Consider the following 26,358-nt stretch of genomic DNA (forward strand, 5'->3'; position numbering starts at 1 on the left):
CGTACGCCCATCCGCTCAGCAACGAATGGAACTGTGATTGCGCATTAAATTTACTATATTTTGGGAAATAATCGATTCGATGATTATGCAAAAGGGTATAGTAGAGGATGTGGTACACTTTCATTTACGGGAGGAATGCAATCATGTTAACCCAACCTTATCGTCCGGTTGCTTATCGTAATGAGCATAGGCATGGCCATACGGATCAGACATTGTCTGAACCACGTACAGGGCAGATGATGACACCGTCCGTAAAAGATGCAGTCATCCACTTTGGCACAACTCAGGATCAACACAATACGCGTGAAAAATTGCAGGAAAAAATGGGATTGGTCGGAATTTTTCATATGATCGCCGGTCGTGAAGCAAGAAACAATATGTTGCGCGGCAGACTGGAAGCGACGGGAGAAGATCATTTTGTTATTCGCCATGCGCATAACGGTCAGCGCGAAGTGATCTCGTTTGCGGAGCTGGATCATGCCGTATTTACCGAATCGACTTCAGCGTATACGAATATTTCCGGTCATGCGGCACCAACACGTCAGTTTTTGCCACAGCAATAGACGATCAATCAAATCTTTTATGCTAATAAAATACTAAACGCCGATTATACGGAAAAATTCCGTACAATCGGCGTTTTTTGCTGTAAGGACGATGGGTGCTATAAGCGGCGATTTGGCAAACAATCGATAGGACAACATCGCTAGTAAGATGTCTCAAATAAAAATTGTGTTTAAACGTACCTTAACCTATTCATCACCAAGCGATGATTAGATAGACAAACTGTAAATTCACTGAAGACAAGCTACTAGTAGGCTGTCTCAAATGGAAATTGTGTTTGAACGTACGTTAACCTATTCATCATCAAGCAATGGTTAGATCGACAAACTGTAAATTCACTGAAGACAAGCTACTAGTAGATTGGAGTTCTGCTTGATTTCTATATAATGATAATGGCTTTTGTAAGATCAAGTGTGCATTGGACACACTGTTGCTGCGGTTCATTACGCTTCATTACTGCGATACGGAATCATTATAATCTTGTAATTTTTGCGTAATTTGAGCGGCGGCATCGTCAAGCGCTTGTTGAGGTGTCTTTTTACCAGTCAACGCTTCTTCGATCGCAGTTTCGGTCAATTGACGTGCTTCAGGGAAAATACCCATTACCGCACCTTGTGTAGCTGGATCGATCTTTGTATGATGCAATTGATCGACAGCGGTTTGGAATTGCGGATATTTTTTCAAGTTTTCTTTCATTAGATCGATATCATATGCTTTTTTCGTAATCGGGAAGTAACCGCTATTTACAGACCAGTAGGCTTGATTTTCCGGTTCAGCCAAAAATTTAATAAATTTCCATGCTGCTTGTTGTTCGGCAGTAGGGTGGTTGTTCATAATCCACAAGCTTGCACCACCAATAACAACGCCGCCTTTATCTTTATAAGCCGCCGATGGTTTAGGCAATGGAGCTGTACCGAGTTCGAATTTACCTTGAGAGTTTTTCAGCAAGTTGCGCAGTGCGCCGGTACTGTTCATCGTAATCGCTGTTTGTTCGGCAAGGAACGCTTTGTCGGTATCATCCGGTTTACGACCGAGATTGAGCATCGCTTTTTCATCGACCATCTTTTTCCACCATGTTAGTGTATCAACTGCCGCTTTGGAATTGATCGTCGACTCTGTTGCTGGTGCGCTGCGGCCATTATCGTTATTTAATATTTGTACATCCTGGTTTGCCAACAACTGCTCAAGCAGCCAGCCGTAGATCGGGAACGCCGCTGGTGTGCCTTTTGCCGCCAGTTTTTTCGCCGCCGCTTCAAAATCGGCAAATGTTGTTGGCGGATTGGCAGGGTCAAGTCCAGCAGCTTTAAATAAGTCTTTATTGTAGTAGATCAATGGATTAGACGTATTGAATGGCATCGAATATTGCTTGCCATTGAATGTGTAATAGCTCAAAATGTTTTGTTCAAAGCTGGACAGATCGTATTTGTCTGCATCGATAAATTGCTGCATCGGCGTAATCGCTTTGGAATCGATCATATAACGGCTACCTACATCGTACACTTGCATTAATGTAGGCGCATCATTCGTACCAACTACGGTTTTGAATTTGCTTAGTGCTGTATCGTAGTCGCCCTGGAATACGGCTTCGACTTGCACATCTTTTTGGGAATCGTTAAATTTTTTCACCAGATCATTTACGACATTTTCCAGACTACCGCCCATCGAATGCCAGAACACAACTTTTACAGGCCCCGAACTTGTCGCTGTCGCTTCACTATCCGCAGCGGCTGCTGGCTGAGAACCTGAAGAAGCACCGCCTCCGCTACAAGCTGCCAAAAACAGAAACAGACTTAATGCAAGCAGACTCCATTGACGTGTGAACAACGATTTGAATTTCATGAGTGAATTTGCCCCTTTAACATAAGTTAATAGTCATATGAAACGGTATTGCAAGGCGAGCGATGTTACAGTAAAGCAAGGATGATGACCATTTGACTGTGCCGAATATTTCACAATTAATTCATTCATGTAGCGACTTTTTAGCAACGTTGTGAAAATGTACTGTTGTTATCCTTTTAACGACCCAGCAGTTAAGCCACCGACTAGACGACCAAGCCCAACCGCAAGCAAAATGAGCGAAGGCAGCAGCACAAGTACGATTCCTGCCATAACGACATTCCATGCAGTCGATTCGGCAAATTGCAACATGCTCACACCGATCTGTACGGTGCGCATACTGTCGGAATTCGTAATGAGCAGTGGCCACAAATACATATTCCAATGTGTCAGAAAAGAATACACACCAAGCGTCGCCAGCCCGGGAATCGATAATGGCACAACGAGTGAAGCGAAAATACGCAGATGACCACAACCGTCGATCCGTGCCGCTTCCATCAGTTCTTTGGGCAGTTGCATAAAAAATTGCCGCATCAAAAACGTTCCGAACGCGGTAGCGAGAAAAGGCACGGTTAAACCAGCATACGAATCGAGCCAATTCCAGCTGCGCACTGTCAAATAGTTCGGAATAATCGTCACTTCCCACGGAATCATCATCGTAGCGAGAAACAGCGAGAACAGCAGCTTACGTCCCGGAAATCTTAAAAAAGCAAATGCATAAGCAGCCATACAAGAAGTCGCCAGCTGACCGATCGTAATGATCAAGCTCGTCAGCAAGCTGTTTGTCATAAAACGCAAAATCGGAATCGTATTCAGTACATCGATAAAGTTTTGCACATTCCAGTGAGACGGAATCAGCTTCGGCGGATATGTAGCCGAATCCGCAGCAGTCATGAACGAGTTGGACAATGCCGTCCAGAACGGAAACAGAATCAGAATAGAAGCAAAGATCAGCACGGTATATGCCGAGCCAAGTCGAACCCAATTAGGTTTCACTGGTAATGCACCTTCTTTTCACCGAATTTGAACTGGATGATCGTCAAAATGAGAATTAACACAAACAATACAAGCGCCTGCGCACTGCCTGAGCCAAAGCGGAAATTTACAAAGGCATCCTGATACAGATTGAACACAAGCACATTCGTGCTGTTAACCGGCCCCCCTTTAGTTAGTATGTTAATTTGCCCGAATGATTGAAACGCACTAATGATCGATGTGACCGTAGCGAAAAACAATGTCGGTGAGATCAGCGGTAATGTTAAACGGAAAAAAGTAAGCAATGGCCCAGCGCCGTCCATCCGGGCGCTTTCGTAAATTTCCTCGGATACGCCTTCCATACCGCCCAGCAGCAAAATAAACAGAAAGCCTACATTCATCCATACGGTCATAATCGAAATGGAAATGAGCGCCCAGTTGGGGCTTGTTAACCATTGAATGCCTGGCAAACCGATAAGTTGTAACAAGTAGTTGGGCATACCGAGCGTTGGGTGAAACAGCATCATCCAGATGACCGAACCGGTACCGACCGAAATCGCCAGCGGCAATGAGAAAATAAACCGGAACACTTTGCTGCCGCGCAAATGAGTACGACAAATCGCGGCAAGAATTAGTGCGAGCACGATGGACGTGGGCACTGTAAACAGCATAAATTGCACGGTGACCCATAAGCTGTTCAAAAAGCCGCTCGCTTCAAACAGACGCTCAAAATTGCGCAGTCCGATATATTTGGCAACATCACCGCGCGGTGTCGTGGAATGAAGACTTAAGTACACCGACTGTACTAACGGATAAAATAGAAAAATGCTGAATAATGCTACCGATGGAGCGAGAAACAATGCAGCTAGTGAATATTCTTGTAACCGACCAGTGCGACGGGGGAGGCGTATCCGGGATCGCTCGCGATCCATAGTTCGTTTGAGCGTGCGCCTTGAAGGCACAACCGACGATTTGTCCAAAACAATCAACCTCACTTTGTTGTATAGTTTCAATGCCTTTCGCACACATGCATACGATGCTGTTCACCTGCTAAAGTATAAAGAGCGCATGTTAAGAGAACGTGATGAAATTGTAAAAATTTTGTTGTCTAGACGACTTCACAGGAGGTCGGGTAGATTTGACTGTTTTTGTTTTCGCGCTATAATATAATTAGGCAACGTCTATACTTACATATGAAATGAGGTGAAACCATTGGGAAATTGACGGTACACATGAAATGGCGCACAATTCAAAAATCTACTATTCGAAGGAGGTGAACCCGTTGCTGTATCGATATCCGCTTAGCGGACGACAGCGCGGGAGACACACTTGACTGACCCCTTACCCAGTTTATTGAGCATTTTGCTCGTATTTGTACTCGTATTGTTAAATGGTTTTTTTGTGGCGGCGGAATTTGCAATGGTTAAAATTCGCAGCAGTCGATTGGAAACACTAGTTGATGAAGGTAATACACGGGCGCGCTTTGCGCAGTCCATTGTGAACAATTTGGATGCCTATTTGTCGGCATGTCAGCTTGGTATTACGCTGGCATCTCTGGGACTTGGCTGGATTGGTGAGCCGGCGATTGCCGATCTAATCCGACCAGTATTCACAGCGATAGGCTGGAACAACGAAATCGCCATCCACAGCGTTTCGATTGCAATCGCCTTTATCATTATTACGATTTTGCATATCGTGCTGGGTGAGCTTGCTCCGAAGTCGCTTGCGATCCGTAAAGCGGAGACGGTGACACTTTGGACAGCTGCACCGATGTTGTTGTTCCACAAAATAATGTATCCTTTTATTTGGATGTTGAACGGCATGGCTAATGCATTGCTTAAACTGTTCGGTATTGCTCCGGCATCCGAACACGAATCCGCTCATACTGAAGAAGAGATACGCATACTGATGAAAGAAAGCAACAAGAGCGGGCTGATCGATAATACCGAACTGGCGCTGGTTGATAATATATTTGAGTTTGCCGATACAACCGCCCACGAAATTATGATTCCACGTACCGAGATGATCTGTCTCAGTCTGCATGCTTCGCGTGAAGAAAATTTGCAGATTGCCCTGAATGGTATGTGCACACGGTATCCGGTGTGCGATGGCGACAAAGACCATATTGTCGGCTTCTTGCACATTAAAGACCTGTTGCGTTACCAGATCATTGACTCGGTCAAGCTGATTCGTCCGATTATTGCTGTACCGGAATCGATCAAAATTAGCGAGCTGATGAAATTAATGCAGCGCGGCAAAACACAAATTGCCATTTTGATCGATGAATATGGCGGTACAGCAGGTTTGGTGACGCTGGAAGATATTATGGAGGAGATTGTTGGCGAAATACAGGATGAGTTTGATCATGAGCGTCCGATCATTGAGCCGATCAACGAAATGATGTATTCCATCGATGGAATGATGCTGATTGAGGAGTTTAATACACGCTTTTCGCTTGATCTGGACATGTCCGAATACGATACGATCGGCGGTTGGCTGTATTCCCGTGTTGAATCCCTGCCTCCTAAGGTAGGACAAAGCGTGGCGCATGACGGGCATTTACTCGTAGTTGAAGAAGTGGAAAATAAACGCATTTCGCGTATCAAGCTGGTCATTACACAATTCGCTGTGACGACTAATCAGGCAGGAGCTTGAATAAGCAGCTCGGATCATGCTATGTTCAGTCCGATCATGCCGATTAATATGCAGCAAAAGTAGCGTAAAAGGCAACGTAAAGTGAAGCGGACGGAATAAACAGTGTCGTTGTTTCAATCGAACGACATGCAGCAACAACGCATACAAAAAAGGAATGGATCGTTTAAACCGATCCATTCCTTTTTTGATTACTGCGCTTATGAGCTGTGTATCGGCTCATTCGCTAATCCAAATACAGTTAGTTTTGCATATGAAGGCGAATTTGGATGCTTTGCATGCTAAATGCTCGCACTAGATATGAGTGAACGGTGTATATGCACATCGGAACATTTTATGATCCAATCACCAGCGTCGATGGTGATCGTGCGTCAACTGTAACACAATTAACGGCGGCGATCCGCTTCTTCCACTTCAGCGTCAATCTGCTCGTCTGCTTCATCGACCTGAAGTTCAGTATCGCCTTCGCCATGACGTTCATACGTACGGGAAGCAGGCCCTTCTTCTACATGGCGATGGTTGCCTTCGATATCGTTAGCCGCAAAGCTTTCGACACTTTCGGTAAAGTTTTCCTCGTCTGCTGCGCCTTCAGCCAACTCATTATAGCTGTGTACTTCGCGCTGTGCACTCATCGCCGGGGAGTCGGCAACACCGTAATCTTCCACTGCCTGCCATGCACCGGCATCGTCAAAACGACCGGTGTTATGCTGGCGATTTTCGCCCGAACCTTTGGCAGGCGGGGTAATTAGGTCTTCTTCTACCGGACGATAGTCATTTACATTGTCCTGCTGTGGGCTTTCGTCCACCAAATACGTCGTAAATGGCAATGCTTGCAAACGTTCAAATGGAATCTGTTTACCACTCACTTCGCTAATGCCGTACGTACCGTCTTCGATCCGCTGTAAAGCCGCGTTCACCTGTTCCAATGTATCGCTCATCTGATCATCGATCGCCAGATCGCGTTCACGTTCAAACGTTTCCGTACCGAGATCAGCAGGATGATTGTCGACTGCGGACAGTTCACCTGTAGACATACGCTCCGATTCGATTTGTCCATCCATTGTATCTTTATCGACATCAAAATGCCGTTCCAATTCCTTTTTTTCTTCCAGTAAGCTATTTTTAAGTTCTTCGATTTGTGCGTTCGTTAAATGGTTCATGATGAGGACTCCCTTCGGTGTTAAACTGCATGCAGCTGCAATTACATGAAGCTACCGCTTGTTATGCATTTCATTACCCTGTGTGCAAGCGAATTAATCTTTGGGCAGTTAGAAGGGATGGAGCACTTAATCGTAATCGATACTGTTTTGCTCGATGACGTTAAAACAGCATCCAGGTTGGTTAATACAACAGAGACCATTGTGTATCATTTTGGCTTAATTTCTACAATATGGCTTTTTATTGTAGATCATATGTGTACTTGTATAACGGATGATGTATAAGTTTAAATGCGTACAATGTATTCAATTTCAGTGTTGGCGAATTTTAAACACGAGCTGCAACTGCACGAAGTAGAATGTATTTAGCGCAGGTAATTATTTGCCATATGCGTAGCGATCATTCGGATGTTATGAACTAACATGTATTTGGATCAAAGTGTGATATTACTGTTGTTTTAATAAGCACAGAAAATCGTTACAATGATTGAAAAGTCGGCAACAACGGCGGAATCTATTTCTTTTTTGAAATGAGCACGATGGGCGGATAGCGCCACATACTTTCTATTACGAGAAAGGGGAATTTATAATGAAAGCACTCACGTTTCAAGGTAAACAAAAAGTCAGCGTCAAAAATGTAGAGGATGCACGTATTCAAAAGGATGACGATATCGTAATTCGTGTCACTTCGACGGCAATCTGTGGTTCGGATTTACACATTTTTAATGGAGCGATGCCGGTTGTGCATGACGATTATATTATCGGACACGAGCCGATGGGGATCGTAGAAGAAGTTGGTCCTGGTGTTACACGTGTGAAAAAAGGCGATCGTGTTGTCGTTCCATTTAACGTATCATGTGGTGAATGTTTTTTCTGTAAACATCAGATGGAAAGCCAATGCGACAATTCCAACAAAATGGAGGAGAAAAATACAGGCGCTTATTTTGGCTTTGACATTTACGGTGGTTATCCAGGTGGTCAAGCTGAGCTGATGCGTGTGCCGTATGCGAATTTCTTACCATTTGTCGTGCCAGAAGCGGCTGAAGTGACCGATGAGCAAGTGTTATTTCTGTCCGATATTATTCCAACCGCATACTGGAGCGTGGAAAGCGGCGGCGTGAAAGCTGGTGATACGGTAATCATTCTCGGTTGCGGCCCGGTCGGTCTGCTCGCACAAAAATTCGCTTGGCAAAAAGGTGCCAAACGCGTAATCGCTGTCGATCATCTGCCGTACCGACTCGCTCATGCCAAGCGTACAAACAATGTCGAAGTGATTAACTTCAAAGAAGTCGATGAAGTCGATCAACATTTGCTAGAGATAACTAGTGGTGGTGCGGATGTTGTGATTGATTGTGTCGGGCTGGATGCGGAGAAAAATGTAGGCGAACGTTTACAAACCGCATTGAAGCTGCAAGGCGGTAGTCTGAGTGCTTTTAATATCGCCGCTAACGTCGTGCGCAAATTCGGCACGATTCAAGTTACCGGTGTATATGGGGAAACGTATAATGGCTTTCCGCTCGGTCATCTGTTTGAGCGTAATGTAAAGCTGGCGATGGGTCAAGCACCGGTCGTGCATTATATGCCAGAGCTGTTCAAACAAATCGTCGACGGCAAACTAGATGCCACCGATATTATTACACATCATATCCCACTACAGGACGCGGCGCATGCGTATGATATTTTCAATGATAAGCATGATGATTGCATTAAAGTCATTTTAAAACCGTAAGTGGCAGTGTAACAGATCGATAATGGATAGAAGCGATCGTTTAACTTAATTTTATGTCTTATTGAAACAACTAATAAAAAGCGGATAATATATTCATTTCTGTCGTTACAAACACGTCTAGTAGCTTGTCTCAAATTTATTCAGGAATTGCGTTCATCTGAATGCTACACGGTTCAAGCAGGATTCAGATGGACGCAACCTTACATCTTCTTGAGACAAGTCGCTAGTATGAATGCTTTTATCGTTGTTTTATCACTAAACAAGCCTGCACTAGATTCGTTTAACGTGCAGGCTTTGTGCTATGTCATTTATAATGTGCAAGCGTAAACAAATGCAGGGATGTGATCGGGAAGCAATTCCTGTTATTTTTCGTCTAACCAATCATGCATAACAATTGTGCTGACATAATGGCAGCGTGACGTAGTAGGAGCGAGCGCTCGTTTTATAGGTAAACAGTATGCCAACACAAACAGGCACCCTTATGGATGCCTGTCTGTGTTTATTGTAAATGTTGTTTTAGAACTTGTTGCTGTTACAGATTGTACTGATCTGCAATCCGTTAAAATGCCCAACCGCCATTTTTGAAAATAGGCTCTTTGGTGCCGTCGGCAGTGATGCCGTAAATGTCCATTTCGCCAGAACCGATCATAAAGTCAACATGGGCAAGGCTGTTGTTCAGACCACGTGCAGTCAGTTCTTCACGGGACATTTGTTTGCCGCCTTGCAGGTTGAATGCATATGCACTACCGATCGCCAGGTGATTTGAAGCATTTTCATCAAATAGTGTATTATAATACAAAATATTCGATTCCGAGATCGGCGAACGATGAGGAACGAGTGCTACTTCGCCCAAATAATGAGAGCCTTCGTCCATTTCGACCAGATGTTGCAATGTTTCTTGACCTTTCTCTGCTTCCACGCCAACGATTCGACCGTCTTTGAATGTCAGCTTAAAGTTGTCGATAATCGTGCCACCGTAGCTAAGCGGTTTTGTGCTGCTCACATAACCGTTCACATCCGTTTTGAGGGGAGCGGTAAACACTTCCTCGGTTGGCATATTAGCGATAAACGCATCACCACGTTCGCTGACGCTATCTGCTGCCGCCCATAGATGGCCTTCCGGCAAGCCGATCGTCAAATCTGTACCTGGTGCGATGTAATGCAATTGCTTGTACGCTTTTTCATTCAAATAAGCGGATTTCTCGTTCAGCAACGACACATGTTTTTGCCATTCTGCAATCGTATCGCCTTCGCCAACACGAACCGCTTTAAAAATATAATTCCACATGCTGTTCACTTGCTCATCTGCAGGCAGTTCTGGAAATACTTTGGCTGCCCAAGCCGCAGACGGTACAGCTACGATCGACCAACTCATTTTGTCGGACTGTACATATTCGCGATATTTGGACAGCACGGTGCTGGATGCTTTTTGAAAAGCGGCGATCCGTTTGGAATCGATGCCTTTCAGCAGATCAGGATCATCCGAAATGACGTGTAGGACAGCACCTTGATGCTCGGCAAGCTCCTCCATTTCGGCTGCATACCATTTCGGTCCAATCTCAAACGATTCATCCGGTGCAAGCTCATAACGCAGACGTGTAATCTGGTCATCGCTCCAGTTGATTCTAACAAGCAAAGCTCCGGCTTCATACGCTTTACGTGTCAAAAGACGAACAAATTCGGCTGCATGAATAGGAGCGTTAATGATCAATTTCTGCCCAGCCTGTACGTTAACGCCAACGCGTATAGCCAGCTCGGCATATTGCTCAAGATGAGTTTGAAAATCTGACATGAATAGTTCCTCCGTTTCGACTGTCTGTATGTGCATCGTTTATGCGCACCGAATAAAAGTAGGCATTACGAGATAACTGGGATTGTTGCTGCAGATAACCCGTCCCGTCTATTTTACAAGATGTGCCCGTTAATGAAAACCTTTACCGCAGATAAAATCGTTAAAATTAATGTATACAATTACATAAGGTGTGAACAAGGTTGGAAATATGGGTAAATTCTTATACAATACGTTGTACATCTCACTGTTATCCGCAGAACCGAGATCGCTTCCCAGACGAAGGTATGCAGATCAAAACGGTGCAGGAGAGAGGGGAACATTCATGATGGAAGACTGGAAACAAGCACAGGAAGCATTAAGCCAAATTACGGTGACTGGCAGTGAGGATAATGAACCGGTTGTGATTTCCGGTTATGCGGAAGGGGTACGCTGTGTCGGCATAGGCACAGATGCGGCTGTATTTACGTATGATCAGACGCCAGGCTATGCGTTTAAAGTGTTCACCGAACAGGCAAAAGACAAAATTCAGGTAGAGTTATCGGTATATGAGCGTTTAAAAGGTTCAGCTTTTTTTCCGATTTGTTACGGTCATAATGACAATTATCTTGTGCTCAGCTATGAAGCAGGCCCTACTTTACAAGACTGTTTGCTGCAAGGGATCGAGGTGCCCAAACAGGTCATTATAGATGTGGAGGCAGCTCGTAAATACGTACGAGGTGTTGGCTTGAATCCGCGCGATATTCATTTAAAAAATGTCATTATGCAGCATGGTCGCGCCAAAGTAATCGATGTATCCGAATATATCCATGAAGGCGATGATCGACGTTGGGATCATCTTGTATGGGCATATGAGCAATTGTATGATCGTATCGCCGGCAAAAGTATCCCGTCATGGGTGCTTGATACGATCAAAAACTGGTATGCGCGTATCGGAAGTGTAAATAATACGCTTAATGTAGAAGAACTAGCCAAAAAAGCGGGTGATCTGTTTTCACGATATATGAAATAAATAAACCGTCAACAGGCAGGGGCTCTATTTAAGCTTTGCAGATGCATATGTAATGTAAACATGATAACGTCAGTATTACTTTTAGCTAGCTTGTCCGTTTCCTAATGACTTTATATGCTTATTGCGCTATATGGACGCAAAGCATTTGCTTGACAAAAAGCCTCCTGCTTAGCACTGAATCGGTTATTGTACCGAAGTGCGCTTGTGTCAGGAGGCTTTGTCGTGATGTTTGTTATTTTCATATTTATATTTATTTATATTTGTGTTGCATCATGCGCATTACAGTTTGCAGCCAGCGATCAATTGTTGCAATTCTTCTGCCATTACAGACAAATGGCGGGCAGAGGAAGCGACGTCTTCCATCGTAGACAATTGCTGTTCGCTCGCAGCATTCACTTCTTCGATACCAGCATAACCTTCTTCTGACAATGCACTTAGATGTTCCATCGCTTCGGCAATTTGGCGGGATTGCAAGTTCGTATTGTCGATCAATTTGCCAGTTGTGCCAATCCGCTGAGCAGTGCTATCTACCGATTCACGAATCGCTTCAAAAGCAACCATGACGCGCTGGCTTCCATCTACTCCCGCTTGTACGCTGCCAACCGATTCTTGTGCTTGGGCGACCGCACTTTGGCTTTCCCGCTGTACATCCGATACAAGTCCGGTAATAAGTGTGGACGATTCCGCTGCACTTTCGGCAAGCTTGCGAATTTCTTCAGCGACAACGGCAAAGCCACGGCCTGCTTCACCAGCACGCGCTGCTTCAATGGAAGCGTTAAGTGCAAGCAAGTTGGTCTGTTTAGCAATTTGCTGAATAGCGGAGGAAGCATAGCCGATTTGCTCTGATTTTTCATTCAACGTTGTCAGCACGTGCAAAGTAGAGTTAATGTCATATGCCAACTGCTGGATACGACTCGTAATATCGCGTACTTCACCTAAACCTTGATCTGCATTATGTTTCATCGTTGTCGTCAGTTCATCGATCTCTCTGCTCGTATTAGACACTTGCTGCATTTGATTTGCCATCGTATTCACCGAATCAGTTACGTCAATGACCGTTTTCGTTTGCGATGACATGCCTGTAGCCAATTCTCCTGAAGATACCGCAATATGGGAAGAAGCCTGAGCGGTTTGATCTGCACTTGCTGTCAGCTCCTCAGAGGAAGCGGACAATGTCATTGCACTGTCATCGACACTTTTTATAATTTTACGCATACTTTCAATCAGTTTGTTAAAGCCGTCTGCGACTAGTCCGATTTCATCGCGAGCTTGATAATCGGCAGTGACGGTCAGATCACCATTAGCTGCTTGTTGCATCAAGTTTTTGACACGGGTGAGCGGATTGGAGATCAATCTAGTAATCCAGATTCCGACTAGCAATGATACGATAATACCGGCAGCAATTACAATAATGATAATCCATGTGGATGTGGAATACGTTTTGTCTGCATTTTCTTTGCTTTGGGTAGCTTCATTAATCATATTGGTGCGCAGTGCGTTTACATTTTCATTTAAAGTTGTACGATAATTTTCCAAATCGACGTACTTAGCTTGGGCTTCACTTACGTTATCGGCAAGCAGTGAATCAAGTAAAGACTGGCGCGTTTGCGCAAATTGATCGGCTGTTTTAACCAGATTGGCTAAAAGTGTCTGGTTAGCAGGGCTAAGTTGCATTTGTTGAAGCTGGGCATACTGTTTTTTCGTATCATCAGCAGTTTTTTGCACATCATCAACTAACGCTTTCTGTTGATTGTCATCGGTAGTATGCATTAAACGTAATAACTTTACGGCATTAGTGCTATAGTTAATCGGAATTTGATCCATTACCATTAACGGCCGCAGATTCGTTTCATACACATGAGTGGAAATGTTTGCCATCGTACGGGTTGAGCTTGTTCCTGTTAGCCCGACGATAGCGAGCAGCAGCATATTAATAGCGATCAAAATAATAATTTTAGTACGAACGCGAATATTTTTCATAGTTATCATTCCTTTTCTGTTCTAAGATAGTTAATTTGCTGTAAGCATTGTGTAAGTGATCTAAGCGATAATAAAGCTAAGCGTAAAACGCAATAAGAGAAGTGATACATACAAAATTGAAGGCGTTATCATAAAGACGGTAATCGGGAAGCGAAAATATTGTGCTTGCTTGTTTATCACTTTGTTGAAGATGAAGCAAGGCAGTTCGATTAGCACACAAGACCTAAGCGATGATGAAACACAACCGTCTGACACTGTACGTATCGATTAGTGATTGCCATGTATAAGCAGAAAATATAGCAGCCTCCGCTCCTAGGCTATCGATCTATTATGGGATATATATACTGCGTCTTTCGATTTAGAAATACATTGAGAAGTTGAATCGTTATAACTAATTGAATTAATCTTAACCGGATTTGATTGCAGAAAAAATAGGAAATATATCTTATTTTGTCGAAAATGATCGAATTAAGATAGGATTTGGTAAATGCAACTTATTGGACATTTCATGATGGCACGATTAAGCTGGATATAGTGCGGTTAAAACTACGATAGACGTGTGTTTGCAGTCATTTTGACATCCATATGATCGTTATCGTACGATCGACATCATTGCTCACAGTGATAAGGAAAGGAATGAGAATCATGACAGAGCAGTTAAATCCTATTGCCAAAAAGCATCTATATATAGGAGGAAAGTGGGAGCACGCCGTTTCCTATACGCCATTGTATGCTCCATATAATGGCGTATTAATCGCTGAAGTAGCAGAAGCGACCGTAAGAGAGGTAAGGCTGGCGATTGCAGCTGCAGCTGATGCGGCGGCGACGATGAGGACGATGCCGGCTCATCAACGGGCATCCATTTTGGAAAAGCTCGTTCAGTTGCTGGAACAACGCAAGGAAGAAGCGGCACGACTAATTGCGCTGGAAGGCTCCAAGCCGCTTAAAGCAGCGCGCGCAGAAGTAGCACGTACGATTGAAACGTATAAATTTTCCGCTGAAGAAGCCAAACGTATTCATGGTGAAACCGTGCCGCTTGATGCGGCAGTAACAGGTGAAGGCAAGTTTGGTTATACGATCAAAGAACCGGTCGGTGTTGTCGGTGCGATCACACCGTTTAATTTTCCGATGAATCTCGTCGCCCACAAAGTAGGCCCAGCGCTTGCGGCAGGCAATACGGTCGTCTTAAAACCGGCAGAGCAAACGCCGCTGTCTTCTTTCCTGTTAGCGGAATTGCTAGAGCAGGCGGGTTTGCCGGCGGGCGCACTGAATGTTGTTACCGGTGATGGCAAAACGGTTGGCGACGCGATCGTCACGGATGATCGGGTCAAAGCATTGTCGTTTACCGGTAGCCCTGCTGTTGGCCTATCGATCCGTGCCCGTTCCGGTCTGAAAAAAGTGACGCTAGAGCTTGGTTCCAACTCAGGACTTATTATCGATAAAGATACCGATATCGCCAATATGATCGATCGTGTAGTCGGCGGTGCATTTGGCAATCAAGGTCAAGTGTGCATATCGGTACAGCGCATTTATGTGCATGAGCAACTGTTCGATTCATTTGTGGAACAGTTTGTTGCGGCTACCGCTAACCTTAAGCTAGGTGATCCATTGTCCGAGGATACGGATGTGGCGGCAATGATTTCACACAAAGAGCAGCAGCGGGCGCTGGAATGGATTGCGGAAGCGATCGAACAAGGAGCCGAGGTGGTATGCGGTAATAAAGTGGACGGCGGCTGCCTAAAGCCGACGGTGCTATTACATGTGTCGCCACAAGCGCGTATCGCTTGTCGCGAAGTGTTCGCTCCGGTAGTGATGATCAACCGGGTCAGTAGTATGGACGAAGCAGTACAAGCGGTGAATGATTCCGATTATGGACTGCAAGCAGGCATTTATACGACGACAATTGATACGGCATTCCGGGCGATTCGGCAGCTTGAAGTTGGCGGTGTGATCATCAACGACATTCCATCCTTCCGTGTTGATCAAATGCCTTACGGTGGAGTAAAGCAAAGCGGAATCGGTCGTGAAGGTGTTAAATATGCGATGGAAGATATGTTGGAAACTAAATTTGTCGTATTTAATCAGCCGCGTTAACATCAGGCATCAAGTTGGAGCTGCAAGCAGATTGCTGAGCACTCCATTGAGAAGATAGTACGATGGCTTGGAATCGTCAGCTATGTCCAGTAAAATGTAATATAGTCTAGCTCATGTCTGTAAATCAGTGATACTGCATTTCCTTTTTACACAATTAAATGTGTTTCAAGCCTTATCACATCATTGTTATTAACTTCAATTGTTCGTGATTCCTATACAAAATGATGCAGTGGCTAAAATAATATGTAAAACAAGACTTATAATTACGTAAATACGTAACTATAGGTCTTGTTTGCGTTATAAATTCGCTTTTTATTTGACCGTTTGTTAATTAAAGGTACGCCGTATGTTAGTTATTGAACTATTTTGCATATTTTTTCATTTTTTTAGTTAAAAGGGTATTTATTTTTTTTAGGAATCGTGATACGCTTTCTCCCGACACCAAATGTGTTCCATTAATTGCCAATTGAGGCTAATGTGAGGTGAGGAAGCGTACATAGTGACATGAGCAAGGGCAGGCCGCTATACATAGCTGGCAGTGCATGTGGAACAGGCAATAGCTGAACTCCGTTTGATCTTTCTGGCAATGCACAACGCTTCACCATTTGCATTACAAAAAAACCAAGTGAACAGGGGAGAATACTTTGAAAAAAACAGTTGGTCTTTTACTTGCAGGTAGCTTGCTCGTCGGTGCTACAACGTCCGCTTTCGCAGCAGAAGCAAATGATTTGGCTCCACTCGGTGATTACACACCGAAATTAATCACACAAGCGACAGGCATTACTGGCGCCAATGGTGATGCTAAAGTATGGAAATTTTTGGAGAAACAAAAGCGTACGATCGTAACCGATAATACCGCTGCTGCGGATGTAAAAGAATTGTTCGAAATTACAAAACGTCAATCCGATTCCCAGACAGGCACAGAGCACTATCGTCTGAATCAGACATTCCAAGGCGTGCCGGTTTATGGTGCAGAGCAAACGCTGCATTTTGACAAAGCTGGTAATGTGTCGCTGTATATGGGTCAAGTCGTTGAAGATGTATCCGGTAAGCTGGAAGCTTCTGACGCTAACCGTGGCGTAACCGAGGATGTGTATGCTGTTAACAATAAAGAGCTGGTAACACCGAACATCAGCGCTTCCGAAGCGATCTCAATCGCTGAAAAAGATGCCGCTGCCAAAATCGGTACGCTCGGTGAAGAACAAAAAACACCAGAGGCAAAACTGTACATCTATGCACCTGAAGATCAGGCAGCACGTCTTGCTTATGTAACAGAAGTGAATGTATTGGAACCGGAACCACTGCGTACGCGTTATTTTGTCGATGCTAAAACCGGTTCGATTTTGTTTCAATACGATCTGATTGAGCATGCAACAGGTACAGGTAAAGGTGTACTTGGCGATACGAAAACATTTACGGTTGGCACATCCGGTTCTTCTTATGTGATGGTAGACAATACACGTGGTAAAGGTGTGCAAACGTACACCGCTTCTAACCGGACTTCACTGCCAGGCAGCACGGTAACGAGCAGCAGCAGCACATTTAATGATCCAGCATCGGTTGATGCGCATGCGTATGCACAAAAAGTATATGATTTCTACAAATCAAACTTTGGTCGCAACAGCATTGATGGCAATGGGCTGGCGATTCGTTCGACAACCCATTATTCGACTCGTTACAACAATGCGTTCTGGAACGGGACACAAATGGTATACGGAGACGGTGATGGTAGCCAATTTATCGCATTTTCCGGCGATTTGGACGTAGTTGGTCATGAGCTGACGCACGGTGTAACTGAGTATACCGCTAATTTGGAATACTACGGTCAATCCGGTGCGCTGAATGAAGCGATTTCCGATATGTTTGGCAATACAATCGAAGGCAAAAACTGGATGATTGGTGATGCGATTTACACACCAGGCATCTCTGGTGATGCATTGCGTTATATGGATAACCCGGAAAAAGGCGGACAGCCTGCCCGGATGGCTGATTACAAAAACACAAGCGCCGACAATGGCGGTGTGCACACAAACAGCGGTATTCCGAACAAAGCGTTCTACCTGCTAGCACAAGGCGGTACATTTGACGGTGTGAACGTAAACGGTATCGGTCGCTCGCAAGCGATTCAAATCGTCTATCGTGCATTGACATACTATCTGACGTCGACATCGAATTTCTCTAACTATCGTTCTGCCCTAGTGCAAGCATCGACTGATTTATATGGTGCAAGCTCGGCTCAAACGACAGCGGTGAAAAACTCGCTGAGTGCAGTTGGCATTAACTAATTTACAATTGCTTTTTCCTGCTTAATGGAATGGAGCAGTCGATATGCATCATACGCATACCGACTGCTCCTTCTATTATCCTTTTGTAAAAATTAGCGGCATTATAGCGATAATTAACCGGTTGTCAATAAAAAAAAGTGATTTTTGACCATTTGTTTAATAATATAACTCTAAATGTAATCTATATTTTAAATTTTATAAAAAATTCCTTTAATTTAGCTAAAAAAGTATTTATTTTCTTTAGGAATCATGATAATATTTTCCCAACACATACTAAGGTGTTACATTATTTACATAGTTATGGAATTAAAGGGAGGTGATGTTGTTCAAAGTATGCTTTTCGATCTGCCTCATACATAATCGTTCTTTTACACTCTAGCATTGGCTATATGCCAAACAGGGGCAAGCAGCAAGCACAATCATACGGCAGAATGTTTTGCGGATGGGATGGATGTACGCTTATTGAGCGTCGATTGCACCTGGAGCGACAACGTCGCTGCGATCGATCCGATGTATAGTTCAATAAGCAGTTACCTATGAACGAACGGCTGAACAAACGGCAATCTATATTGCCCATTTTACAGGAATAGGGGATAATTCTATGAAAAAAACGGCAAGCTTTTTACTCGCAGGTACATTGTTAATTAGCGCTAACACATCCATTTTTGCAGCGGGCACAAGCGAACTTGCACCACTGGGCGATTACACACCAAAAATGATCACGCAAACGAGCATTAGTGGCACTTCGAACGATGATAAAGTATGGAAGTTTCTGGAGAGGCAAAAACGCTCACTCGTTCCAAGTAGCGCATCGTCTGAAAATGTAAAAGAACTGTTCGAGATTACGAAACGCGAACCAGATGCCCAAACAGGCACAGACCACTATCGGATTGCGCAAACGTACAAAGGAGTGCCTGTCTATGGTGCAGAGCAGACGCTGCATTTTGACAAAGCTGGCAATGTATCGTTGTATATGGGTAAAGTTGTCGAAGATGTGTACAGTAAGCTGAGTACAGGCGAGAGCACAGCCGCAGCGAAAGTAACGGATGATGTGTACAACACTGAAAATAGTACAAAAGCTATTAATAATCTTGTAACACCGGATATTAGCGCTTCAGAGGCGATTGGAATTGCCGAAAAAGATGCTGCTTCCAAAATCGGGACACTCGGTGAGGCGCTTAGCCCTGAGCAGGCGAAGCTATACATTTACGCACCGGAAGATCAGGAAGCACGTCTCGTCTATGTGACCGAGGTAAATGTGCTTGATCCGCAACCGCTGCGCACACGGTATTTTGTCGATGCCAAAACCGGTTCGATTCTGTTCCACTATGATCTGCTAGAGCATGCAACCGGTAGCGGTAAAGGTGTACTTGGTGATGCGAAGTCGCTAACGGTCACGCAATCCGGTTCACGTTATCTGCTGCGTGATAAGACCCGTGGTGGCGGAATCGAAACGTATACGATCAACAACCGTACATCCGGTTCGTTGTCAACGGTGTCCAGCAACAGCTCGGTATTTAACGATCCGGCAGCGGTAGATGCGCATGCTTATGCCGCTAAAGTGTATGATTTTTACAAAAATACGTTTAACCGCAACAGCATTGACGGCGCTGGCATGAGAATCCAATCGGTTACACATTACAGCAGCAACTACAACAATGCGTTCTGGAACGGTACGTATATGGTATACGGTGATGGCGATGGAAAATTATTTGCCCCATTGTCCGGAGCGCTGGATGTCGTCGGTCATGAAATGACACACGGTGTAATTGAACATACGGCGAATCTTGAATATATGAATCAATCAGGTGCACTAAATGAAGCGCTTGCCGATATGTTCGGTAGCGTCATTCAAGGCAAAAACGACTGGTTGATCGGTGAAGATGTGTACACACCTGGCAAATCCGGCGATGCGCTTCGTTCGATGGCTGATCCGACGCTGTATGGCGATCCAGCCCATATGGACGATTACAAAAACTTGCCAAACACCGAAGCCGGCGATTATGGCGGTGTGCATACGAACAGCGGCATTCCGAACAAAGCGTTCTACCTGCTGTCCAATGGCGGAACATTTGAAGGTGTAAACGTAAAAGGCATCGGCAACAATCAAGCGATTGCGATCGTATATCGTGCGCTAACATTGTATTTGACATCGACTTCTGATTTTGCGGATTTCCGTGCAGCGATGACACAAGCAGCGACCGATCTGTACGGTGCAAGCGCCAGCCAGACCGCTTCTGTAAAAAGCGCCTTTGATGCTGTAGGTATTTTTTAGGCTAGACCGTCTATATGATGTATAATGACCTGTCTGTTAATGGCTGCTCATCTGCAATACGTGTGAAATAGTGGTATATGTCTCAGGTGGTGCAGATGAAGCGAAAGCAAGCTAATATAGGCAACCAACAATATATATGTTGAAAACAAACATAAAATGTTGGTTTAGGTCATTGTAATACCGACGACTGATCATTCCCCCGATCAGTCGTCTTTTTTGTGTAATTTGTTTCTGCAATCCGGTTTTCATTCCTAAATTGAGTCTTAGCGCCTACTCGCACAAATGAAATCGTTTTAAGTTTACATCTTATGAAAGAGATAATCCGTAAATGAAAGATAATGAATATAAACAGGGACTTTAATCCCAAAAATTAATGTTGTTTTATGTCGCAAAAAATGATCTGATTTACATATAATTTTACTTTATCAACATTATAAATTTGTTTTACAAGAAAATTTTCAAAAAAATCAACAAAAATGCAAAGAATGATGCTATGATAAGCGACATAACAAATCATTTCTCTTTGAAAACCCACAAAAAGGAGTGGAAGACATGGAACGCGAATTAGCTTTGGAAATTGTAAGAGTAACGGAAGTAGCAGCGTTGGCTTCGGCTCCCTGGATGGGTCGCGGCGATAAAAACAGCGCAGATGAAGCAGCAACACTTGCGATGAGAGCGATGTTCGACTCGGTATCGATTAACGGTACCGTCGTCATCGGCGAAGGGGAAATGGATGAAGCACCGATGCTCTATATTGGAGAAAAAGTAGGTCATACGGAGGCTCCCGAAGTGGACGTGGCTGTCGATCCGTTGGAAGGCACAGCGATCGTGGCAAAAGGGCTGAACAATGCGCTATCCGTAATTGCGGTTGCCGATAAAGGCAATCTTTTGCATGCGCCGGATATGTATATGGAAAAACTAGCGGTTGGGCCCGCACTGGTCGGTAAGCTGAGTATCGAAGACCCTGTTGATGTGACACTGCGCAAAGCAGCCAAAGCACTCGGCAAAAAGATGGCGGATTTGACGGTCATGATTCTGGATCGTGATCGACACGAAAGCATTATTAAAGTGCTGCGCAAAACAGGCGTGCGCATCAAGTTTCTAAGCGATGGCGATGTGGCAGGTGCGATGGCACCTGCGTTTCCAGAAGCAGGGATCGATCTGTATATCGGTTCCGGCGGTGCACCAGAAGGGGTACTTGCAGCAGCTGCATTGTCTTGCCTTGGCGGTGAAATTCAAGGCAGATTGATGCCCGCCAATGCGGACGAGTTCGCTCGCTGCAAAGCGATGGGCATTGAAGACCCTTATCGTGTGCTGACTATGCAGGATATGATCGGTACCGACGATGTGATCTTTGCTGCAACTGGCGTGACACCAGGCGAAATTCTCGGTGGTGTTCGTTATTTGGCAGATGATCGTGCCGAAACCCATTCGATCGTTATGCGTGCTAAAACTAAAACGATCCGTTACATTAAATCGCTACATTACTTGCCGAATAAAGAAGTCGTGCACAAAGTGCAACAAATTCAAGCATCCGGTTCACCAGAGCAACGTCGTTCTGCCGCGATTGATACGGTAAACGCCAAATCTAAACAAGTAGCGGTGACACAGGCATAAGTGCAGTGCAGTGCAGCGATGCGTTATATCCGACGAATAGCGTATCGCTTCCTTTAGCCGAATAGCCAAACCTACATTGAACACGCTCACTGGATATGGATTACGAATGCTGGAGAATGCTGGATTGGCAACATGTACGCTCTAGTGAATGAACAGTTGATCTGAAATGACGTTATCACAACTTGATGTGATTGATCGGTGTTCTCTCCATTCAACAGGTGTGTGGTCTCCCCCATACACCTGTTGCCGCCAGGAAGCATCGCCTTATGCTTAATGGAGAGCACTGTTAATCTATATTGTATTACCTCCGCATTTGGGCAGCCCAGTAAGGGTTGCCTCTTTTTTGTTTTGAACACTACGGTAGATTTAGAGCTGAACATAAGCGGTTATGTTATCGTGTTGCAGCTGGTAACATTTTGAATGAAAAACGATAGCTTATAGGGGCTACTGTGCGAGATAGTGTTTTCAAACCTTTATCATCGTCATTTTAGTAGTCAAAATGATCGTACTGCAAGCGAAATAAATTGCTTAGCCCATCGCCTAATGCAAATAAAACATATCGAGCTGTCTGTAAAGCAATGTGAAGACATGTTCTAATGAGCGAGTTAATGAAGAACGATATGGAAGCGATGTCCAGGCAAGTTTGTTACGGTTTGAACTGCATCGTAAAATCGGCTACGATAAAAGGACATCCCTAGTATACAGGGAACTTTAGCGGGCGATATGCCATCGTTGTAGAGAAGCGTTTTGTCCGTATGCTCTCGATCGGCACATGAGCCAAAGGAGGAAATTATGATTATTGGAGTCGTATCGGATACACATTTGCTCAGTCATCGGTTAATTGTTCCGACCACATTGCTGGAAGGATTGGCAGACGCTGAGCTGATTATTCATGCGGGTGATTTTTGTGATTGGGGCGTGTATGAGCGTCTGGAGCAGATTGCACCTGTTGAAGCGGTAGCAGGCAACAATGATGCGAACGACATCGTAAAGCGGCTCGGAGAACGGAAAATTATTGAGCGCGGAGGTAAACGTATCGGCATCGTACACGGTGATGGAGGTTTTCGCGGTAGTACGCCAGATCGTTCCTTTCATGCGTTTACACCAGCTGAAGTCGATGTGATCGTGTTCGGTCATTCTCATGTTCCGTATGCGGAACAACGTGAAGGTGTACTGTTATTCAATCCCGGTTCGCCTACCGATAAGCGTATGCAGCCGCGTTATTCGTACGGCAAGCTATTTATCGAAGCGGATGAGATTCGGTATGAGCATTATTTTTTTGATAAAGAACAGACGGGTAGGTAAGCTGGAAATAAAATAGAACACCGTAAACAACAGTTATTTTTCGCATCCATAGTGTAGTGGAAACGCTATCTTATGACGTGGGAGGACTTGTCGATTGCGTGTGTTCTATTTTTTATGAATTTTTAAGATTTTTATGAGCTATTCTTAATGTTGTTCATCCAAAATACATATACGTCTTATTTAATAGAGCAACGGGATGTGTCTGATGATCGGTCAGACGATCTGCGACCGCTAAACGGTTATGAGCGGATATGCTCTATGCTACATAACCGCGCATGTTAAGGATGTTTTATATCATCCAATCATTATTCAATTCGGGAGGAAGTTCAATGCAATCCAACACAACTACTGTATCTCGTTCAAGGGTGGATATTCCCCTTATTCTCATTTTGCTGCTTTCTGCCTTTTTGAATATATGGCACATATGGGATAACGGCAATGCCAATTCGTACTATACGGCTGCCGTCACAAGTATGCTTCAAAGTTTTCACAATTTCTTTTATGCTTCATTTGATCCTGCCGGCTTCGTCACGATCGATAAGCCGCCAGTCGCGTTCTGGCTGCAAACGTTATTTGCGGCTGTATTTGGCGTGCATGGCTGGAGCGTTACATTACCGGCAGCATTGGCGGGTGTCGGCTCGGTCGGTTTGCTTTATTTAATTATGAAGCCGACATTTGGCATCTATGCAGCACGAATTGCTGCCTTGTTTATGGCAGTTACACCAGTGGCTGTCGCTGTACAGCGTTCGAACAATGTAGACGGATTGCTCGTTTTCACATTGCTGCTCGCTACTTGGATGCTGATGAAAGGCATTCGTTTGCACAAGGTAGGCTGGATTTTGGGCGCATTTGCGCTGATCGGTGTGGCATTTAATGAAAAGATGTTGCAGGCGTATATGATTTTGCCGGCAGTATATGTATTTTATTGGCTTGCATTTAAAGTGAACTGGAAAAAGAAATTATCTGTTTTACTGATTAGCACCGTTATTTTGGCAGCGGTATCTCTGTCGTGGCCGATAATTGTAGATAGCGTGCCAGCTAGTCAGCGTCCTTATATTGGCAGCAGTGAGACGAATTCAGTGCTGGAGCTGGCGTTTGGATATAATGGGCTTAGCCGGTTGACCGGAGAAACACAAACATTCGGTAGTGGAGGCGATATGCCGGGTACAAATGGTGCTGCTGCTGGAGCCAATCCAGGAGAGACGGCGACTAGCAATGCGGAAACAGGCAGTATTGCAGGCAATCCGCTTAGCGCAGGTATGATTCAGGGCGGATTGATCCAGCCGCCGGGTGGTGGTGATTTGCAGCGCCGTACCGGAGGGATGTTTAATACCGGTGATGCAGGGCCATTGCGTCTGTTCCAAAAGGCATTGTCCGGGCAAGCGAGTCTGCTGCTGCCATTTGCCATTTTGTCATTAGTGGCGCTGTTTGCCCGTTTGCGCCGGTTTAATTGGCGTGAGCCAAAGCATACGGAAATGGTGTTCTGGTTGTTGTGGCTCATTCCAGTTGGTGGATTTTTTAGCATTGCGAACTTTTTTCATCAATATTATTTGATTATGCTGGCACCGCCTGTCGTAGCGATTGCTGGCGCTGGATTGATTGCGCAATGGCGTGATTATCGTGCAGGCAATGGCTGGTTGGCATGGTTGCTGCCGCTTAATGTCGCTGCTACAACCGCATTTCAATTGTATGTTATTTATCCATATCGACATGAAATTAATGCATACTGGTTCTATCTCATTGCAGCGCTAGGAGGGCTCATTACACTCGGATTGCTGATCGGTACTCGTATGCAAACGATGAGCCGTAGCAAAGCTTATCTTACCGTTGCCGCAATAGGCGCATTACTGCTGACACCGCTGTATTGGTCTTCTTTTCCGATGATGAATCCGTCCAGCAATATTGCGCTGCCATACGGTGGGCCGCTTACGGAAATGGATTTTGGCGGTGGTGGACGCTCAACTAATGACCGGGATGCACAATTAACTGCCACCCATTATGATCGTAGCCGTACAGACAGCATATCTAGCGGTTCAGCAGCATCCAGTCAGAGCGGAGCTTCCGGTAATAGGAATGGTGGAGCAACAGGTGGACAAACATCAACGAAACATGATCGCGATCGGTCGCGAGGTGGCGGTATCGCTGATTCGGTCAATGAAAAATTGCTGCAATATGTAACCGAAAATAATCATGGCGAGAAATTTCTATTTGCGGTAACTAATGCCAATTCAGCATCTGCTTATATTATCCGAACTGGAAAAGCGGTGATGGCGATGGGCGGATACAATGGTAATGATCCGATTTTGACAGTCGATAAATTAAAAACATTAATTCGCAATGGTGAAGTGAAATATTTCCTGTTAAATGGTATGGGGCGTGGCGGTTCAACCGAAGTCGCGGAATGGATTAAACAACATGGTACGATTGTGCCTTCAGCCGATTGGGAAGAAACATCCGGTTCGGTAATCCAAAACAGCATAAGCGATTCCAAAGACAAAACAGATACGAATGCAAGCGGCATGATGAATCCGGCGCGCGACAAAAATGACTTGGGCGGATTTGGTATGATGACGAGCACATTGTATGAGATTACACGGGAAGATTTGAACGACTAATATACGTTATAACCAGTATATTGACCAAGTTAAATGTTAGTTTTGATTGTGTACTTGAATCCTGATCGATGCGATCTTAAAACAGATTCAACACTTAAATTAATCTCGGTCAAGGTGCTAGCTGTGTTTTACTTGCGGGAATATAGTTTTGATGATCCTGTCATTCTTTTGGAATGGCAGGATTTTTAATTTTGGAGTTGGATAGCTCATTTAGGTTGATTTATCCCTATATTGTTAAGAGTCTAACAGACGATTGGATAAAGACAATGTATTAGCCGTGCCGGTCTGTCCTGTCTGCTGTTCGTAAACACCAGATACATATGAATAAGATGCGAATTACGTTTCAATCAGCAGCACTAGTTTACATATTAACGTATAAGCATTTTTATGTAAGTGCTGGATTTGTTCATTTATTGAATGCTTTATCCAAAAATGTGAGTAGATGATACTGTGCACATCCGAGCGGACGTATATAC

General features: G+C 44.5%; 16 protein-coding genes. 10 read left to right on the forward strand and 6 right to left on the reverse strand.

Annotated elements, in window-relative coordinates:
* Nucleotides 1–143: 143 nt before the first annotated feature.
* Entirely contained in the window at nucleotides 144–563 is a 420-nt protein-coding gene (locus U1I11_RS10010) for a spore coat protein GerQ (protein WP_322905958.1), read from the forward strand.
* Nucleotides 564–1,014: 451 nt separating this feature from the next.
* Here the strand turns inward: U1I11_RS10010 and U1I11_RS10015 are convergent, their stop codons facing one another.
* The 3 genes from U1I11_RS10015 to U1I11_RS10025 all read right to left on the reverse strand — a co-directional run bounded on the left by U1I11_RS10015 (nucleotide 1,015) and on the right by U1I11_RS10025 (nucleotide 4,304).
* A complete protein-coding gene (locus tag U1I11_RS10015; protein ID WP_322905959.1) occupies nucleotides 1,015–2,400 on the reverse strand; it encodes an ABC transporter substrate-binding protein in 1,386 nt (461 codons plus the stop codon).
* A gap of 168 nt (nucleotides 2,401–2,568) precedes the next feature.
* Nucleotides 2,569–3,393 (reverse strand): carbohydrate ABC transporter permease, encoded by an 825-nt coding sequence (locus U1I11_RS10020; protein ID WP_416235429.1) that lies wholly within the window; start codon nucleotides 3,391–3,393, stop codon nucleotides 2,569–2,571.
* On the reverse strand, nucleotides 3,390–4,304 hold the full coding sequence (locus U1I11_RS10025) for a carbohydrate ABC transporter permease (RefSeq protein ID WP_322906193.1): 915 nt from the start codon (nucleotides 4,302–4,304) through the stop codon (nucleotides 3,390–3,392). Before U1I11_RS10025 ends, U1I11_RS10020 begins: the two co-directional genes overlap by 4 nt.
* 397 nt (nucleotides 4,305–4,701) lie before the next feature.
* On the opposite strand from U1I11_RS10025, the gene U1I11_RS10030 reads away from it, so the two are divergent.
* Nucleotides 4,702–6,027: a hemolysin family protein gene (locus tag U1I11_RS10030; protein ID WP_322905960.1), complete on the forward strand. Its 1,326-nt coding sequence runs from the start codon at nucleotides 4,702–4,704 to the stop codon at nucleotides 6,025–6,027.
* 383 nt (nucleotides 6,028–6,410) lie between these two features.
* On the opposite strand, the gene U1I11_RS10035 is transcribed toward U1I11_RS10030, so the two are convergent.
* Complete coding sequence (locus tag U1I11_RS10035; protein ID WP_322905961.1) at nucleotides 6,411–7,184, reverse strand: TraR/DksA C4-type zinc finger protein; 774 nt, start codon at nucleotides 7,182–7,184, stop codon at nucleotides 6,411–6,413.
* Nucleotides 7,185–7,770: 586 nt separating this feature from the next.
* Between U1I11_RS10035 and U1I11_RS10040 the strand changes: the two genes are divergently transcribed.
* On the forward strand, nucleotides 7,771–8,910 hold the full coding sequence (locus U1I11_RS10040) for a zinc-dependent alcohol dehydrogenase (protein ID WP_322905962.1): 1,140 nt from the start codon (nucleotides 7,771–7,773) through the stop codon (nucleotides 8,908–8,910).
* Between the two features lie 559 nt (nucleotides 8,911–9,469).
* Here U1I11_RS10040 and U1I11_RS10045 read toward each other — a convergent pair.
* Entirely contained in the window at nucleotides 9,470–10,702 is a 1,233-nt protein-coding gene (locus tag U1I11_RS10045; protein WP_322905963.1) for an aminopeptidase, read from the reverse strand.
* A gap of 322 nt (nucleotides 10,703–11,024) precedes the next feature.
* On the opposite strand from U1I11_RS10045, the gene U1I11_RS10050 reads away from it, so the two are divergent.
* Nucleotides 11,025–11,711 carry a serine/threonine protein kinase gene (locus U1I11_RS10050; RefSeq protein WP_322905964.1) on the forward strand — a complete coding sequence of 229 codons (687 nt, stop codon included), beginning with the start codon at nucleotides 11,025–11,027 and terminating at the stop codon, nucleotides 11,709–11,711.
* A 279-nt stretch (nucleotides 11,712–11,990) separates the two neighbouring features.
* On the opposite strand, the gene U1I11_RS10055 is transcribed toward U1I11_RS10050, so the two are convergent.
* Nucleotides 11,991–13,691 (reverse strand): methyl-accepting chemotaxis protein, encoded by a 1,701-nt coding sequence (locus U1I11_RS10055; protein ID WP_322905965.1) that lies wholly within the window; start codon nucleotides 13,689–13,691, stop codon nucleotides 11,991–11,993.
* A 645-nt stretch (nucleotides 13,692–14,336) separates the two neighbouring features.
* Between U1I11_RS10055 and U1I11_RS10060 the strand changes: the two genes are divergently transcribed.
* The 6 genes from U1I11_RS10060 to U1I11_RS10085 all read left to right on the forward strand — a co-directional run bounded on the left by U1I11_RS10060 (nucleotide 14,337) and on the right by U1I11_RS10085 (nucleotide 25,882).
* Nucleotides 14,337–15,785: an aldehyde dehydrogenase family protein gene (locus tag U1I11_RS10060; RefSeq protein ID WP_322905966.1), complete on the forward strand. Its 1,449-nt coding sequence runs from the start codon at nucleotides 14,337–14,339 to the stop codon at nucleotides 15,783–15,785.
* Nucleotides 15,786–16,429: 644 nt separating this feature from the next.
* Nucleotides 16,430–18,070, forward strand: coding sequence for a M4 family metallopeptidase (locus tag U1I11_RS10065; RefSeq protein WP_322905967.1), 1,641 nt, complete (start codon nucleotides 16,430–16,432; stop codon nucleotides 18,068–18,070).
* A gap of 601 nt (nucleotides 18,071–18,671) precedes the next feature.
* Entirely contained in the window at nucleotides 18,672–20,345 is a 1,674-nt protein-coding gene (locus tag U1I11_RS10070) for a M4 family metallopeptidase (RefSeq protein ID WP_322905968.1), read from the forward strand.
* A 552-nt stretch (nucleotides 20,346–20,897) separates the two neighbouring features.
* Complete coding sequence (gene glpX / locus U1I11_RS10075; RefSeq protein ID WP_322905969.1) at nucleotides 20,898–21,962, forward strand: class II fructose-bisphosphatase; 1,065 nt, start codon at nucleotides 20,898–20,900, stop codon at nucleotides 21,960–21,962.
* Between the two features lie 792 nt (nucleotides 21,963–22,754).
* Nucleotides 22,755–23,267, forward strand: a complete 513-nt coding sequence (locus tag U1I11_RS10080) for a metallophosphoesterase family protein (protein ID WP_322905970.1) — start codon at nucleotides 22,755–22,757, stop codon at nucleotides 23,265–23,267.
* Between the two features lie 329 nt (nucleotides 23,268–23,596).
* Nucleotides 23,597–25,882 carry a glycosyltransferase family 39 protein gene (locus tag U1I11_RS10085; protein ID WP_322905971.1) on the forward strand — a complete coding sequence of 762 codons (2,286 nt, stop codon included), beginning with the start codon at nucleotides 23,597–23,599 and terminating at the stop codon, nucleotides 25,880–25,882.
* Nucleotides 25,883–26,358 lie beyond the last annotated feature (476 nt).

The sequence above is a fragment of the Paenibacillus campi genome (genome assembly GCF_034659835.1).
GTDB classification, from domain to species: Bacteria; Bacillota; Bacilli; order Paenibacillales; family Paenibacillaceae; genus Saccharibacillus; species Saccharibacillus campi.